Below are 16,368 nucleotides of genomic sequence, written 5' to 3'. Positions count from 1 at the left end.
AAACTCTCCGTGAATGTTTACCCGTAATCGGGTGACACATCACGAGAGCGGAACATCGGGAGGAATAGTCCCGACGTTCACAGCGTCCTCGCTGTGTTTTCTTCAAAGGAACCTCGACCATCCGGAGATCCGGACGGACGGGGTATCAACATATCTGGCGTTGACTTTTGGCACGCTGTTGAGTTCTCAAGGAACGGACGCTTCCTTTGTACTCACCCTCTCGGGCTTTCCTCCGGGCGCTTCCCTTCGGTCTTGCGTTTCCGACTCTATCAGATCTTTTCGATCCGATTTCCTCGGTGCTTTCCAGGTCGACGCTTTCGCGCTTTCCTTTCCGGCGGATCCGACTTTATCAGAGATTCTGAGTCGGTTTTCCCATCCCCACCGGGCACTGGTTCCCGACCGCGTGAAGTGGTCGGGTGCCCGCTCGGGAGGAGTTGTAAACCTACTGGAGCGGGGCGCCCCGATGCAAATCGAGGCGCCCCGCTGCCGGTTGACGCGTGCGTGGAGTCCGACGGACCGTCAGACCTCGACGACCACGGGCAGGATCATCGGCCGGCGCCGGTAGGTGTCGGAGACCCACTTGCCCAGCGTGCGGCGGATCAGCTGCTGCAACTGGTGGGCTTCCACGACCCCGTCCTGGGCCGAGCGCTCCAGCGCCTCCGTGATCCGGGGGATCACGTCGACGAACGCCGAGTCCTCGATGCCCGAGCCGCGGGCCTGGATGTGCGGTCCTCCGGTGATCTTGCCGGTGGAGGCGTCCATGACCACGAAGACCGAGATGATGCCCTCGTCACCGAGGATCTTGCGGTCCTTGAGCGCCGGTTCGCCGACGTCGCCCACGGAGAGGCCGTCGACGTAGACGTAGCCCGCCTGGACCTTGCCGGAGATCTTGGCCTTGCCCTGGACGAGGTCGACGACCACGCCGTCCTCGGCGATGACGATGCGGTCGTGCGGCACGCCGGTGAGGGCGCCGAGCTCGGCGTTGGCGCGCAGGTGGCGCCATTCGCCGTGGACCGGCATCAGGTTCTTCGGGCGGCAGATGTTGTAGAAGTACAGCAGCTCGCCGGCCGAGGCGTGACCCGAGACGTGGACCTTGGCGTTGCCCTTGTGGACGACGTTGGCGCCCCAGCGGGTCAGGCCGTTGATCACGCGGTAGACCGCGTTCTCGTTGCCGGGGATGAGCGACGACGCCAGGATCACCGTGTCGCCGTCGACGATGCGGATCTGATGGTCGCGGTTGGCCATGCGGGACAGCGCGGCCATCGGCTCGCCCTGCGAGCCCGTGCAGACCAGGACCACCTCGCTGTCGGGAAGGTCGTCGAGGGTCTTGACGTCGACCACCAGGCCCGGGGGGACCTTCAGATAGCCCAGGTCACGGGCGATGCCCATGTTGCGGACCATCGAGCGGCCGACGAAGGCGACCCTGCGGCCGTACTCGTAGGCGGCGTCCAGGATCTGCTGGATGCGGTGGACGTGGCTGGCGAAGCTGGCCACGATGATCCGCTTGCGGGCGCCCGCGAACACCTGGCGCAGCACGTTCGAGATGTCGCGCTCGGGCGGGACGAAGCCCGGGACCTCGGCGTTCGTCGAGTCGGAGAGGAGGAGGTCGATGCCCTCCTCGCTGAGCCGGGCGAACGCGTGCAGGTCGGTGAGGCGGCGGTCCAGCGGGAGCTGGTCCATCTTGAAGTCGCCCGTGTGCACCGCCATGCCGGCGGGCGTGCGGATGGCCACGGCCAGCGCGTCCGGGATGGAGTGGTTGACCGCCACGAACTCGCAGTCGAAGGGGCCGATGCGCTCGCGCTGTCCTTCCGCCACCTGGAGGGTGTACGGGCGGATGCGGTGCTCCTGGAGCTTGGCCTCGATGAGGGCGAGGGTGAGCTTGGAGCCGATCAGCGGGATGTCCGGCTTCTCGCGCAGGAGGAAGGGGACGCCGCCGATGTGGTCCTCGTGGCCGTGCGTGAGGACGATGCCCTCGATGTCGTCGAGGCGGTCCCGGATGGACGAGAAGTCCGGCAGGATCAGGTCGATTCCGGGCTGCTCCTCCTCGGGGAAGAGCACTCCGCAGTCGACGATCAGCAGGCGGCCTCCGTACTCGAAGACCGTCATGTTGCGGCCGATCTCGCCGAGGCCGCCGAGCGGGGTGACCCGCAGGCCGCCTTCGGGCAGCGGCGGGGGCGGGCCGAGTTCAGGATGCGGATGACTCAAAAGACTCTCCTCACCACACGCGCCACGTACCGGTGGGGCACGTGGCGCGCATGACGTTCGTGCAGAAGCAGTTGTCGTTGGGGATGCGGGCACCGGTGTCCCGCGTATTCAGTTGTGAGGTCCGTCTGCGCGCCGGGGACGGGGCGCGCGAAGTCTGATTACTGGAGTTGTACCCCGCCGGCGGCAAGATCGATCTTGAGCTGCTCGATCTCTTCGGGCGTGCACTCGACCATGGGGGCGCGCAGGGGGCCTGCGGGGAGGCCCTTGAGGGCGAGCGCCGCCTTGGTGGTCATGACGCCCTGGGTGCGGAACATGCCCGTGTAGACGGGCAGCAGCTTCTGGTGGATCTCGGTGGCCTTCTGGACGTCGCCGGAGGTGTAGGCGTCGACCAGGGCGCGCAGCTCGGGGGTGACGACGTGGCCGACGACGGAGACGAAGCCGACCGCGCCGATGGAGAGCAGCGGCAGGTTGAGCATGTCGTCGCCGGAGTACCAGGCGAGTCCGGAGCGGGCGATGGCCCAGCCCGCGCGGCCGAGGTCGCCCTTGGCGTCCTTGTTGGCGACGATGCGGGGGTGCTCGGCGAGGCGGACGAGCGTCTCGGTGCTGATCGGGACGCCGCTGCGGCCGGGGATGTCGTAGAGCATCACGGGCAGCTCGGCGGCGTCGGCGACGGCCGTGAAGTGCCGGTAGAGGCCCTCCTGCGGGGGCTTGTTGTAGTACGGCGTGACGACCAGCAGGCCGTGGGCGCCGGCGCGCTCCGCGGCGCGGGCCAGCTCCATGCTGTGGTGGGTGTCGTTGGTGCCGACACCGGCCACGACGTGGGCGCGGTCGCCGACCGCGTCCACGATCGCCCGTACGAGATCCGCTTTCTCCGCGTCGCTGGTGGTGGGGGACTCGCCGGTGGTGCCGTTGACGATCAGGCCGTCGTTGCCTGCGTCCACCAGGTGGGTGGCGAGCCGCCGAGCGCCGTCGAGGTCGAGTGCGCCGTCCGCCGTGAAGGGCGTGACCATGGCGGTGAGGACCCGCCCGAAGGGGGTCTGCGGAGTCGAGGTCGGAGCCATGGGTTACACGCTACTCGTTGCTCAGGTCGGGGTCTTCCCTCGGGGGAGGCGACTCAGCGGTGCGAAGGGGGGACCCGGCACTGCCTGCTCGGGGGTTCAGGCAGTGCCGGGCCCGTTTGATCAGGCTAGATGAACTTCTCGAAATGCCGCAATACGGACACTTCGCACGGCTGATGCGTACATCTGTGCTCGGCTGCCGCGCCGGGGCACAGCAGGGCGCCCGCTACGGGGCGACGCGCCCGTTGGCGTTGAAGGCGGCGTACGTCAGCGGCATGAGGCGGGCCCACTCGGCCTCCATCTTCTCGCCGACCATCTCGATCTCCCGCTGCGGGAAGGACGGCACCTTCGCCAGCTCGTGCTGGGTACGCAGGCCGAGGAAGTGCATCAGCGAGCGGGCGTTGCACGTGGCGTACATCGACGAGTACAGGCCGACGGGGAGCACCGAGCGGGCGACCTCGCGGGCCACGCCGGCCGCCAGCATCTCCTGGTACGCCTCGTAGGACTGCCGGTACGACTCCTCCATGGCGCGCCCGACGAGCTGCTGCTGGTCGGGGGTGCCCTCGACGAAGCGGTACTTGCCGGGGCGGCCCTCCTGGACCAGCTTGCGGTCGGCGTCCGGGACGTAGAAGACCGGCTGGAGCTCCCGGTAGCGGCCCGACTCCTCGTTGTAGGACCAGCCGACCCGGTGCCGCATGAACTCGCGGAAGACGAAGATCGGGGCGCTGACGAAGAAGGTCATCGAGTTGTGCTCGAAGGGGCTGCCGTGCCGGTCCCGCATCAGGTAGTTGATCAGGCCCTTGGACCGCTCGGGGTCCTTGCCGAGCTCGTCCAGGGACTGCTCGCCGATCGTGGAGACGCGGGCGGCGAACAGCACGTCCGCGTCGGACGCGGTGTGCTTCACCAGCTCGACGGTCACATCGCTGCGGAAGCCGGGCTTGAGGTCGTCGGCAGGGGTGTCGGTCACGGCGTGGAGGGTCCTTCCATCACGTCTGGGGCGCCGCCCACTCTACGGCCGTCGCGGCGGGGCCGTCCGGACCCCCGAGGGTGGTGACCGGTGACACACATCGATAGCCTCACCGGGCACAGCCCCTGCATGGATCGAGTGAGGACCACCGTGCCCCTGCCCTTCCTGACGGCCGACCGCGCTTTCGACCCGGCCGACGACGTCGCGCTGCCGTACGACGACCGGGACCGCTGGCGGCGTCCCTACCGGCCCGGCCCCTGGCGGGTGGGAGCGGCGGCCGTCCTGCTGCTGCTCGCCTCGTTCGTGCTGTTCTCCTCCGTGATCATCGCGGCGACGGCCACGCCGGCGTCGGCCGCCACCGTGTTCGCGATCGCGCTGGTCATCGTGGTGGCCGCGCTGCGGCTGCTGCGCATGGGCGTGTGGGTGAGCGCCCGCGGGCTGCGTCACGTGGCCTTCGTCAGCACGCGTACGACCGCCTGGGACCAGGTCGCGTCGGTGCGCACGGTGCAGCAGCCGGTGCGCTGGCTGGGGCTGCCCCGGACCGTGCAGGGGCAGGCGCTGACGCTGCACCGGCGGGGCCGCTCGGCGGAGGCGCCGTCGCCGCTGCTGACCTCGCACAACGCGGACTTTCTGGGGCGCGATCCGCTGGCCTTCGACCGCGCGGCCGACACGGTCGAGGCGTGGGCGGCCGAGTACGGGCGGGCCTGACGCCGGCCCGCGCGCTCAGGAGGCGGTTCTGCGCAGGGCGATGGCCCGCTGCATCGCCTTGCGGGCGCGCGGGGTGTCCCGGGCGTCGTGGTAGGCCACGGCGAGCCGGAACCAGCTGCGCCAGTCGTCGGGCGCGTCCTCCGTCTCGGCCTTGCGGAGCGCGAAGACCTCGTCCGCCGATTCGCGGTCGATGCGGCCGCTGGGCAGCCGCCTGAGGGTGTCGACGGGCAGGCCGCCCTCGGCGTCCAGCTCGGCGGCGAGCCGGTTGGCGTCCCGGACGAACTGCGTGTTCTTCCAGAGGAACCACACGCCGATGACCGGCAGGATCAGCACGGCCACCCCGAAGGTGACCGTGAGGAGCGTGCCGGCCTTGATGAGCAGCACGCCGCGGCTGCCGACCAGGACGAAGTAGACGACCAGGACGGCGGCCGTGAGGGCGTAGGAGATCTTCGCGCGCATAGGGGTGGGACCGGCTCAGTTCAGGTCGAGGAAGTGTTCCAGGCCGAAGGTGAGGCCGGGAGCGCTCACCACGCGGCGGACGCCGAGCAGGATGCCCGGCATGAAGCTGCTGTGGTGCAGGGAGTCGTGGCGGACGGTGAGGGTCTCGCCCTCGGCGCCGAGCAGGACCTCCTGGTGGGCGAGGAGGCCGCGCAGCCGGACCGCGTGCACCGGAACCCCCTCGACGTCGGCGCCGCGGACGCCGTCGAGGGCGGTCGTCGTGGCGTCCGGGGCGGGGGCGCTGCCGGCCTGGCGGCGGGCCTCGGCGATCAGCTGGGCGGTGCGCGTGGCGGTGCCGCTCGGGGCGTCCACCTTGTCGGGGTGGTGCAGCTCGACGACCTCGACTGACTCGAAGTAGGGGGCGGCGATCTGCGCGAACTTCATGGTCAGCACGGCGCCGATGGAGAAGTTCGGGGCGATGAGCACGCCCGTCTCCGGGGACTGGTCGAGCCAGCCCTTGAGCTGCGCGAGGCGGTCGTCGGTCCAGCCGGTGGTGCCGACCACCGCGTGGATGCCGTGGCGCACGCAGAAGTCGAGGTTGCCCATGACCGAGGCGGGGGTGGTCAGCTCGACGGCGACCTGGGCGCCGGTCTCTGCGAGGGTCTCCAGCTTGTCGCCCCGGCCGAGGGCGGCGACCAGTTCCATGTCCTCGGCGGCCTCGACCGCCCGTACCGCCTCGGAGCCGATCCGGCCCTTGGCGCCGAGGACCGCCACGCGCAGCTTGCTCATGTCTGTTGCTTCCTTACCGGGTGTGGTGCCGGGGTGGGTCAGGCGACGGCCTCGTGCAGCCGGGACGCCTGCTTGTCCTTCAACGGGCCGATGACCGACAGGGAGGGCCGCCGGCCCAGGACGTCGCGGGCGACCGCGCGCACGTCGTCCGGGGTGACCGAGGCTATCCGGGCCAGCATGTCGTCGACCGACATCTGCTCGCCCCAGCACAGCTCGCTCTTGCCGATACGGTTCATCAGCGCGCCGGTGTCCTCGAGCCCGAGCACGGTGGAGCCCCTGAGCTGGCCGACGGCGCGCTCGATCTCGTCGTCGGGCAGTCCGTGCTCGGCGACCTGGTCGAGCTCGTCGCGGCAGATCTTCAGCACGTCGTGCACCTGGGAGGGCCTGCACCCCGCGTACACCCCGAACAGACCGCAGTCGGCGAAGCCCGAGGTGTACGAGTACACGCTGTAGGCCAGGCCGCGCTTCTCGCGGACCTCCTGAAAGAGGCGGGAGGACATGCCGCCGCCGAGGGCGGTGTTCAGCACGCCGAGGGCCCAGCGCCGCTCGTCGGTGCGGGCGAGGCCCGGCATGCCGAGCACGATGTGCGCCTGCTCCGTCTTCCGGCCGACGAGCTCGACCCGGCCGGCGGTGCGCAGGGTGCGCAGGCCGCCGCGCGGGGCGATCGGCTGCGCCTCGGGGTCCTTGAACGCGCCGGCCTTCTCGAAGGCGGCGCGGACCTGGCGGACGACCTTGTTGTGGTCGACGTTGCCCGCGCAGGCGACCACCAGGTGCGTGGGGTCGTAGTGCTTCCTGTAGAAGCGGCGGATGCGGTCGGCGGTGAGGGCGTTGACCGTGTCGACGGTGCCGAGGACGGGGCGGCCGAGCGGGTTGTCGCCGAACATGGTGTGCGCGAAGAGGTCGTGCACGCAGTCGCCCGGGTCGTCCTCGGTCATCGCGATCTCTTCGAGGATGGCGCCGCGCTCGACGTCGACGTCCTCCTCACGGATCACCGAGCCGGTCAGCATGTCGCACACCACGTCGATGGCGAGCGGCAGGTCGGTGTCGAGCACGCGCGCGTAGTAGCACGTGTACTCCTTGGCCGTGAACGCGTTCATCTCGCCGCCGACGGCGTCGAGGGCGGAGGAGATGTCCAGCGCGGAGCGGGTGGCCGTGCCCTTGAAGAGCAGGTGCTCCAGGTAGTGGGTGGCGCCGTTGAGGGCCGGGGTCTCGTCGCGGGAGCCGACGTGGGCCCAGATGCCGAAGGTCGCCGAGCGGACCGAGGGCAGGGTCTCGGTGACGATGCGCAGTCCGCCCGGGAGGGTGGTCCTGCGGACCGTGCCGATGCCGTTCTCGCCCTTGATGAGGGTTTGGGTACAGGCGACGGCCCGCGCCTCCGAGGAGGTGCGGGCCGTCGCCTTGGCGCTACGGGACGTCACTTGGCGGCGTCGTCCTTCTTGTCGTCGGCGGCGCCGTCCTCGCCCTCGATCACGGGGATCAGGGAGAGCTTGCCGCGGGAGTCGATCTCGGCGATCTCGACCTGGACCTTGTGGCCCACGCCGAGGACGTCCTCGACGTTCTCCACGCGCTTGCCGCCGGCCAGCTTGCGGATCTGCGAGATGTGCAGCAGACCGTCCTTGCCGGGCAGCAGGGAGACGAACGCGCCGAAGGTGGTGGTCTTGACGACCGTACCCAGGTAGCGCTCGCCGACCTCGGGCATCGTCGGGTTGGCGATGCCGTTGATCGTGGCGCGGGCGGCCTCGGCGGCCGGGCCGTCGGCAGCACCGATGTAGATGGTGCCGTCGTCCTCGATCGTGATCTCGGCGCCGGTGTCCTCCTGGATCTGGTTGATCATCTTGCCCTTGGGGCCGATGACCTCGCCGATCTTGTCGACCGGGATCTTCACGGTGATGATCCGCGGCGCGTTCGGGGACATCTCGTCCGGCGTGTCGATCGCTTCCATCATCACGTCGAGGATGTGGAGGCGGGCGTCACGGGCCTGCTTGAGGGCGGCGGCCAGGACGGAGGCGGGGATGCCGTCCAGCTTGGTGTCGAGCTGGAGGGCGGTCACGAACTCCTTGGTGCCGGCGACCTTGAAGTCCATGTCGCCGAAGGCGTCCTCCGCACCGAGGATGTCGGTGAGGGTGACGTAGTGCGTCTCGCCCTCGATCTCCTGGGAGATCAGGCCCATGGCGATACCGGCGACGGGGGCCTTCAGCGGCACACCGGCGTTCAGCAGCGACATGGTGGAGGCGCAGACGGAGCCCATGGACGTCGAGCCGTTGGAGCCGAGGGCCTCGGACACCTGACGGATCGCGTAGGGGAACTCCTCGCGGGTCGGCAGGACCGGGATCAGGGCGCGCTCGGCGAGGGCGCCGTGACCGATCTCGCGGCGCTTCGGGGAGCCGACGCGGCCGGTCTCACCGGTGGAGTACGGCGGGAAGTTGTAGTTGTGCATGTAGCGCTTGCGGGTCACCGGGGAGAGGGTGTCCAGCTGCTGCTCCATGCGCAGCATGTTCAGCGTGGTGACGCCCAGGATCTGGGTCTCGCCACGCTCGAACAGCGCGGAGCCGTGCACGCGCGGGATGGCCTCGACCTCGGCGGCCAGGGTGCGGATGTCGGTGACACCGCGGCCGTCGATGCGCTTCTTCTCCTTGATGACGCGCTCGCGGACCAGGGACTTGGTCAGCGAGCGGTACGCGGCGGAGATCTCCTTCTCGCGGCCCTCGAACTCCGGCAGGAGCTTCTCGGCGGCGAGCTGCTTGACGCGGTCCAGCTCGGCCTCGCGCTCCTGCTTGCCGGCGATGGTGAGCGCCTGGGCGAGCTCGGGCTTGACGGCCGCGGTGAGCGCCTCCAGGACGTCGTCCTGGTAGTCGAGGAAGATCGGGAACTCGGCGGTCGGCTTGGCGGCCTTCGCGGCGAGGTCGGCCTGGGCCTTGCAGAGCACCTTGATGAAGGGCTTCGCGGCGTCCAGACCGGCGGCGACGACCTCCTCGGTCGGCGCCTCGGCGCCGCCCTCGACGAGCTTGATCGTCTTCTCGGTGGCCTCGGCCTCGACCATCATGATCGCGACGTCGCCGTCCTCCAGGGTGCGGCCCGCGACGACCATGTCGAAGACGGCGTCCTCGAGCTCGGTGTGCGTCGGGAAGGCGACCCACTGGCCGCGGATCAGCGCGACGCGGACGCCGCCGATCGGGCCGGAGAAGGGCAGGCCGGCCAGCTGCGTGGACGCGGAGGCGGCGTTGATCGCCACGACGTCGTACAGGTGGTCGGGGTTGAGCGCCATGATCGTGGCGACGACCTGGATCTCGTTGCGCAGGCCCTTCTTGAAGGACGGGCGCAGCGGGCGGTCGATGAGGCGGCAGGTGAGGATGGCGTCCTCGGAGGGACGGCCCTCACGGCGGAAGAACGAGCCGGGGATCTTCCCGGCCGCGTACATCCGCTCCTCGACGTCCACCGTGAGGGGGAAGAAGTCGAGCTGGTCCTTGGGGTTCTTGGAAGCGGTGGTGGCCGACAGCACCATGGTGTCGTCGTCCAGGTAGGCCACGGCGGAGCCGGCGGCCTGACGGGCCAGACGGCCCGTCTCGAAGCGGATGGTGCGGGTGCCGAAGGAGCCGTTGTCGATGACGGCCTCGGCGTAGTGGGTCTCGTTCTCCACCAGCGTTTTCTCCGTTTACTTGTCGTCTTTCGTCCCGCTCGCCCGTGTGGCGGGGGGACGGGGCGGAGAAGCGCTCCACTGGTGCGGGCCGGTCTTCGATCGAAGCACCCGGGGTTCACTCTCCCGGGGGCCACTACCGAGGACCGGCGGCGGCGAGGTGCGCTTCCCCTCGTACGGGGGACGTCGGGGACGTCCGGTGGACGTCGGACGACGTCCGGGGTGGACGTCGGGGACGTCCGGGGTGGGCGTCGGGTGACGTCCGGTGTGATGGTCCACGGGTCGCATACCCGATGCGGCGGGGGTCATCACGCTGAGTCGTAGTTCTTGCCGTGTTCGTTCTTGCGTTGTGCTACCACACTACAAAGGCGCGGTGACACTCCGCACGTACAGCAAAGGGAGCGGCCCCCTAGTCCCGGGAACCGCTCCCTCCACGGCGTCTTACTTGGCGCCCGCCGCACCGCGGCGGATGCCGAGGCGCTCGACCAGCGCACGGAAGCGCTGGATGTCCTTCTTGGCGAGGTACTGCAGCAGCCGGCGGCGCTGACCGACGAGGATCAGCAGGCCACGGCGGGAGTGGTGGTCGTGCTTGTGGGTCTTCAGGTGCTCCGTCAGGTCGGAGATCCGACGGGACAGCAGAGCGACCTGGACCTCGGGGGAGCCGGTGTCACCCTCCTTGGTGCCGAACTCGGAGATGATCTGCTTCTTCACTGCGGCGTCGAGAGACACGCGTACTCCTCATGATCTGTGAGTGGCCACCGAGTGCCCCCGGTCTGCGTCTCGGGGGGTCTTCCATGACTCGGAAGGCGGGGATCCGCTGGGCGCGGCCTCCAGAGCGGGACGGCTCCGGGGGTGCGTACACATACGGCCGTGGGCCAGCGTACCAGGGCTTCCGTCGCCCCCGGCCCGGGGCTCCCGTCACCCGCCTGCCCCGGCCTCCCGCCCCGCGTCTCGGCCGGCGCCTCAGCCTGTCAGCGAACGGACGGCGGTGAGGACGCCCAGCGCGGCCAGGCACAGCGGTACCAGGGTGAGCAGGACCGCCGATTCGGTGAGGTCGAGGAAACGGCCCCAGAAGGGGGACAGACCCTTGCGGGGGACGACCAGACCGATGGCGGTGATCAGCGCGACGCCGGCGGTGACGGCCGCCGACAGCCACAGGGTACGCAGGTCGAGCGCCCCCCTGTCGCCGTGCAGGACGAACTCCGTCAGGGCGTCGGCCGGAGGGTTCAGCACCATCCCGAGCAGCAGCAGCGCGACGGCGCCGATGCCGGCGACGAGGGCACAGGCCACCTGGGAGGTGTAGCGGAACAGGCGGGCGCGGATCAGCATGGACAGGCCGGTGGCGAGCGCCAGCAGTTGGGCCCACACGTCGTCAGAGAAGCCCAGAACCGCCGCGGACGCGACGACGACGGCGGACGTGCCGCCCACCAGCCCCAGCAGCATCTCGTGACCGCGCCGGGCCTGGGCGGCGATGCGTTCGGCGTCGAGGGCCTCGGCGTCCGGCGTCTGGGACGGGTCCGCGTCGAAGTCGTCGTGGAGGGCGGACCGCGGGGCCGCGTAGCCGATGGGCAGCCGCGCGAAGCGCACCGACAGGCCCGGCAGGAACGCGACCAGACCGATCGCGCAGGGCGCGCACACGGCGGCGGCGTCGGTCGCGGAGGCCTCGGTGAGGATCGTGACGAAGGTGGCCAGGGTGCCCACCCCGGCGAGGAAGGTCGCGGCCACGAACGGGGCGTCCGAGCCGGGCGCGAACGCCAGGAGGGTCACCGACGCCACCAGGACGACCGCGCAGGCCAGCATGAACTGCAGTTTCCCCGGGCCCTGCCCGGCCGGGGCCGCGATGATCCCCGACCCGGCGACGAGCAGCAGGGGCAGGGCGCCCAGGCCCAGGGCGACGGCCGAGGCCCGGTCGTCGTAGACCCGCGCGCGGACGCCGGCGAAGGCGGTGAGCAGGAGGCCGATGCCTCCGGCGACGATGCCGGGCAGGCCGTGCATGTCGTGCCGCACCGGATCGGCGAACCACAGGACGAACGCGAGCAGCAGCAGGAGCAGGGCGCCTCCGGTCAGGCCCGCGGCGCGCAGCAGGTCGTCGCTCCACAGGTGCCGGTCGCGGACGACCGCGGAGGCGACCGCGTCCGACACGTCGTCATGGACGGCGGGCGGCAGCGAGTGGGCGAACGGCCGCAGACTGAGGACCTCTCCGTCGAGAACCCTCTCGTCCAGGAGCGTGCGGGCGCCGTCCAGGACCCTGCCGTCGCGCCGTACCAGGTGATACCCCGTCGGAGTGCCGGCCTGCTGGGTCTGGCCCGTCAGGCGCAGGATCTCCGGGTGGACGTCGGCGACGGGTATGTCGACCGGGAGCGCCACGTCGATACGGCTGTCGGGGGCCACCACCGTGACTCTGCAGAACCCCGTCGCCGTGGTCGTACTCACCTTCACTGACCCCCTGCTTCGCGGATGCGTACGCTGCGCTGCGCAACCCTACCGACAAGTCCTGTCACTGGTGGCACGTAGGATCCCCGGTGTGGAGGACGACCGTCACCACGGGGGTGCCGGTGTGCAACCGATCGTCCACACAGGGGGATTGATGCCACGGTGAGCCAGATCGTCGTCAAGCGCCCACCGCGTACCCTGCCGCCCGAGGTGTCCTCGGACGAGCTGCAACTGGAAGCTCCTCCCGAGTTGCCGCGCGGGCAGCAGGAGGGCGTCCTCATGCAGGTGCTGCCCACGCTCGGCATGGGCTCGTCGGTGGTGTTCTACTTCGCCTCCCCCAACGCCCACCCGTTCATGCGGATCATGGGCGTGGTCATGCTGGTGTCGACGGCCGCGATGGTCGTCGCCCAGATCGTGCGCTACCGCAGGGGTACGCAGGGGCAAATGGCCGACGTGCGCCGGGACTACCTCCGGTATCTCGCGCAGACCCGCCGCAAGGTGCGCGGCACGGCCCGCCGTCAGCGCGACGCGCAGTGGTACCTGCATCCCGCGCCCGAGCAGCTGTGGGCGGTGGTCGCCGAGGGCAGCCGGGTGTGGGAACGGCGCGTCGGCGACGCCGACTTCGGGCAGGTACGGGTCGGGTTGGGTCCGCAGCAGCTGGCCACCCCGCTGGTCGCGCCGCAGACCGCTCCGGTGGACGAGCTGGAGCCGCTGTGCGCCGGCGCCATGCAGCGTGTCCTGTCCGTGCACGGCCAGTTGGACGGTCTGCCGGTCGCGGTCTCGCTGCGCGCCTTCTACCACGTGACGGTCTCCGGGGACCCGGAGAGCGCCCAGGCCGCGGCCCGCGCGCTGGTCGCGCAGGCCACCACCCTGCACTCCCCCGACGACCTGGTGCTCGCCGTCGTGACCGCTCCGGGCGCCGTGGCCCGGTGGGACTGGACCAAGTGGCTGCCGCACTGCCAGGTGGCGGGGTCGTTCGACGGGGCCGGCACGCGCCGTCTCTTCGGGGACGACCTCGGCGAGCTGGAGCAGCTGCTGGCGGGCCGGCTGGAGGGCCGCCCACGCTTCGGCCGGGACGGTCAGCCGCTCCTTGACCAGCCGCACATTTTGATCGTCCTCGACGGCGGCATGGTCCCCCCGACCTCCGCCTTCGCGGCCGCCGAGGGCATCCAGGGGGTGACGATCGTCGAGGTCGTCTCCGGTGAGCTGGACCAGCCCCGCGGGGACCTCTCGGTCGTCGTGCGCCCGGAGCGGCTGTTCCTCGACTCCGGGGCAGGGGTCGCCTACGAGGGCGAGCCCGACGGGCTGTCGCTGCCTGCCGCCGAGGCGCTCGCGCGGCAGCTCGCTCCGCTGCGCATGGGCAGCGGGAACGACGACGAACCGCTCCTGGCCAACCTGGACTTCACCGATCTGCTCGGTCTGGGGGACGCGGCGGCCGTGGACGTCGCGCGGACCTGGCGGCCTCGGTCGACGCCGGAGCGCCTCCGGGTGCCGATCGGGGTCGGCGAGGACGGCCGGCCGGTGATGCTGGACCTCAAGGAGGCGGCGCAGGACGGCATGGGACCGCACGGTCTGTGCGTGGGCGCGACCGGCTCCGGCAAGTCCGAGCTGCTGCGCACGCTGGTGCTGGGCCTGGCGGTCACGCACTCCTCGGAGACGCTGAACTTCGTCCTGGCGGACTTCAAGGGCGGCGCGACGTTCGCGGGCATGTCCCGGATGCCGCACGTCGCCGCCGTCATCACCAACCTCGCGGACGACCTGACGCTCGTCGACCGCATGGGCGACGCGATCCGCGGCGAACTCCAGCGCCGTCAGGAGCTGCTGCGCGCCGCGGGCAACTACGCCAACATCCACGACTACGAGAAGGCCCGCGCCGCCGGGGCTCCGCTCGAGCCGCTGGCCTCGCTCGTGCTCGTCATCGACGAGTTCAGCGAACTCCTCACCGCCAAGCCCGACTTCATCGACATGTTCATCCAGATCGGGCGCATCGGCCGCTCGCTGGGCGTGCACCTGCTGCTCGCCTCGCAGCGGCTGGAGGAGGGCCGGCTGCGCGGTCTGGACACCTATCTGTCGTACCGCATCGGTCTGCGGACGTTCTCGGCCGCCGAGTCGCGCGCGGCCCTCGGCGTGCCGGACGCGTACCACCTGCCGTCCGTGCCCGGTTCGGGGTATCTGAAGTTCGGCACGGACGAGATGGTGCGCTTCAAGGCGGCCTACGTGTCCGGCCCGTACCGCGGGGCAGGCCCGGAGGCCGGTCCCGACCGGGCGCCCGTCGAGCGGCGGCCCGCGCTGTTCACCGCGGCCCCCGTGCCGGTGGTGTACGCGGCGCCGGACCCGGACCGCGCGCGCACCCCCGAGCGGCGGCAGGAGGACGACGCCCTGGCTGACACCGTGCTGGACGTCGTCGTGCAGCGGCTGGAGGGGCAGGGCGTGCCCGCGCACCAGGTGTGGCTGCCGCCGCTGGACCGGGCGCCGGCGCTGGACGAGCTGCTACCCGCGCTGACGGTTTCCGCCGAGCGCGGTGTCCACCCCGCGGAGTACCCCGTTCCGGGCGGCCTGACGGTTCCGCTCGGACTGGTCGACAAGCCCTTCGAGCAGAAGCGGGAGGTCCTCTACCAGGACTTCTCCGTTGCGGCGGGCCACATGATGGTGGTCGGCGGCCCCCAGTCGGGCAAGTCGACGCTGCTGCGCACCCTGATCGCCTCCTTCGCGCTCACCCACACGCCGTACGAGGTGCAGTTCTACGGGCTGGACTTCGGCGGTGGCGGCCTGACCGCGGTGGCCGACCTGCCGCACGTGGGCGGGGTCGCGTCGAGGCTCGACCCGGAGCGGGTGCGGCGCACCGTCGCCGAGGTCGCCGGCATCCTCAACCGCCGCGAGCAGTTCTTCCGCGCCCAGGGCATCGACTCGATCGCCACGTACCGCCGGCGCCGCGCTGCGGGCGACCTGCCCGGGGAGGCATGGGGAGACGTCTTCCTCGTCATCGACGGCTGGGGCACCTTCCGCAACGACTACGAGGGCCTCGAAGGCGTCGTCAACGACATCGCCGCCCGGGGCCTGGGCTACGGCGTCCATGTGGTCCTGTCCGCCTCGCGCTACATGGAGGTGCGCGCGGTGCTCAAGGACCAGATCCTCGGACGCCTGGAACTGCGCCTCGGCGACGCCATGGACTCCGAGTTCGACCGTAAGGTCGCCATGAACGTGCCGACCGGGGTGCCGGGCCGTGGTCAAGTTCCCGCCAAATTGCACTTCATGACGGCCATGCCGCGAATGGACTCGTCCGCCGAGCCCGAGAACCTGGCCGACGCCACGGCGCAGCTCGTCCGGGCGGTCAAGGAGAACTGGCAGGGTCCGCCGGCCCCGACCGTGCGGCTGCTCCCCCGCAAGCTGCCCGCGGACCAGCTGCCCAAGGGCTTCGAGTTCCCGCAGCACGGCATCGCGATCGGCATCGACGAGGCCAATCTGGAGCCGGTGTTCGTCGACTTCGACACCGACCCCTTCTTCCTCGTCTTCGGGGAGAGCGAGTCCGGCAAGACCAACCTGCTGCGTCTGATCACCAAGCAGATCGCGGAGCGGTACACGCCCGCCGAGGCGCGCATCGTGGTCGGCGACTACCGGCGCACGATGCTGGAGGCGGTGCCGGAGAGCCACCTGCTCGAGTACGCCCCCATGGCGTCGGCGATGCAGGTGCACATGGACGCCGTACGTCAGTTCATGGAGAAGCGGGCGCCCAAGCCGGACATCACCCCGCAGCAGCTGCGCGACCGGAGCTGGTGGAGCGGCCCGCAGCTGTTCGTCGTCGTCGACGACCACGAACTCGTCGCGACCAGTTCCGGCAACCCGCTGGGGCAGCTGGTGGAGCACCTGCCCTTCGCGCGGGACGTGGGCGTGAAGTTCATCATCGCGCGCAGCTCGGCCGGGGCGTCCCGGGCGATGTACGAGTCGTTCATGCAGCGCCTGAAGGAGCTGGGCGCCCAGGGTGTGATTCTTTCGGGTGATCCGAGCGAGGGCGACATCCTCGGCAATGTGCGCGCCCGGCCCATGCCGCCGGGGCGTGGCGTGTTCGTCTCACGCAAGCGCGGTACGCCGCTGATTCAGGTGGGCTTGCTTCCGCAACGGCATTAGGGTGATCGACC

General features: G+C 70.5%; 11 protein-coding genes. 2 read left to right on the top strand and 9 right to left on the bottom strand.

Annotation, left to right across the window (positions count from 1 at the left end; translation table 11 throughout):
• Window positions 1-519 precede the first annotated feature (519 nt).
• The 3 genes from ACFOSY_RS09675 to thyX all read right to left on the bottom strand — a co-directional run bounded on the left by ACFOSY_RS09675 (window position 520) and on the right by thyX (window position 4,230).
• Window positions 520-2,205, bottom strand: a complete 1,686-nt coding sequence (locus ACFOSY_RS09675; protein ID WP_394306331.1) for a ribonuclease J — start codon at window positions 2,203-2,205, stop codon at window positions 520-522.
• A gap of 158 nt (window positions 2,206-2,363) precedes the next feature.
• Window positions 2,364-3,266 carry a 4-hydroxy-tetrahydrodipicolinate synthase gene (gene dapA, locus ACFOSY_RS09670; protein WP_394306330.1) on the bottom strand — a complete coding sequence of 301 codons (903 nt, stop codon included), beginning with the start codon at window positions 3,264-3,266 and terminating at the stop codon, window positions 2,364-2,366.
• 223 nt (window positions 3,267-3,489) lie between these two features.
• Window positions 3,490-4,230, bottom strand: coding sequence for an FAD-dependent thymidylate synthase (thyX, locus tag ACFOSY_RS09665; protein WP_394306329.1), 741 nt, complete (start codon window positions 4,228-4,230; stop codon window positions 3,490-3,492).
• A gap of 150 nt (window positions 4,231-4,380) precedes the next feature.
• Here thyX and ACFOSY_RS09660 point away from each other — a divergent pair, with 150 nt between their 5' ends.
• On the top strand, window positions 4,381-4,938 hold the full coding sequence (locus tag ACFOSY_RS09660) for a hypothetical protein (protein ID WP_394306334.1): 558 nt from the start codon (window positions 4,381-4,383) through the stop codon (window positions 4,936-4,938).
• Between the two features lie 15 nt (window positions 4,939-4,953).
• Here ACFOSY_RS09660 and ACFOSY_RS09655 read toward each other — a convergent pair whose 3' ends face one another.
• From ACFOSY_RS09655 to eccD, 6 genes are all read right to left on the bottom strand, one after another.
• Window positions 4,954-5,397, bottom strand: a complete 444-nt coding sequence (locus ACFOSY_RS09655; RefSeq protein WP_394306328.1) for a hypothetical protein — start codon at window positions 5,395-5,397, stop codon at window positions 4,954-4,956.
• Between the two features lie 15 nt (window positions 5,398-5,412).
• Entirely contained in the window at window positions 5,413-6,165 is a 753-nt protein-coding gene (gene dapB, locus ACFOSY_RS09650; RefSeq protein ID WP_394306327.1) for a 4-hydroxy-tetrahydrodipicolinate reductase, read from the bottom strand.
• A gap of 38 nt (window positions 6,166-6,203) precedes the next feature.
• On the bottom strand, window positions 6,204-7,583 hold the full coding sequence (locus ACFOSY_RS09645; protein WP_394306326.1) for a M16 family metallopeptidase: 1,380 nt from the start codon (window positions 7,581-7,583) through the stop codon (window positions 6,204-6,206).
• On the bottom strand, window positions 7,580-9,802 hold the full coding sequence (locus tag ACFOSY_RS09640) for a polyribonucleotide nucleotidyltransferase (protein WP_394306325.1): 2,223 nt from the start codon (window positions 9,800-9,802) through the stop codon (window positions 7,580-7,582). The genes ACFOSY_RS09645 and ACFOSY_RS09640 overlap by 4 nt, the downstream gene beginning before the upstream one ends.
• Before the next feature lie 438 nt (window positions 9,803-10,240).
• Complete coding sequence (gene rpsO, locus ACFOSY_RS09635; protein WP_006130415.1) at window positions 10,241-10,528, bottom strand: 30S ribosomal protein S15; 288 nt, start codon at window positions 10,526-10,528, stop codon at window positions 10,241-10,243.
• Window positions 10,529-10,762: 234 nt separating this feature from the next.
• Window positions 10,763-12,232 carry a type VII secretion integral membrane protein EccD gene (eccD, locus tag ACFOSY_RS09630; protein ID WP_394306324.1) on the bottom strand — a complete coding sequence of 490 codons (1,470 nt, stop codon included), beginning with the start codon at window positions 12,230-12,232 and terminating at the stop codon, window positions 10,763-10,765.
• 162 nt (window positions 12,233-12,394) lie between these two features.
• On the opposite strand from eccD, the gene eccCa reads away from it, so the two are divergent.
• Window positions 12,395-16,357 carry a type VII secretion protein EccCa gene (gene eccCa / locus ACFOSY_RS09625; protein ID WP_394306323.1) on the top strand — a complete coding sequence of 1,321 codons (3,963 nt, stop codon included), beginning with the start codon at window positions 12,395-12,397 and terminating at the stop codon, window positions 16,355-16,357.
• The last annotated feature ends 11 nt before the right edge of the window (window positions 16,358-16,368 follow it).

Source organism: Streptomyces lusitanus, from assembly GCF_042647945.1.
GTDB classification, from domain to species: domain Bacteria; phylum Actinomycetota; class Actinomycetes; order Streptomycetales; family Streptomycetaceae; genus Streptomyces; species Streptomyces pseudogriseolus.
The sequence above is the reverse complement of the archived record's forward strand: the minus strand, read 5'-3'. Positions and strand labels throughout refer to the sequence as shown.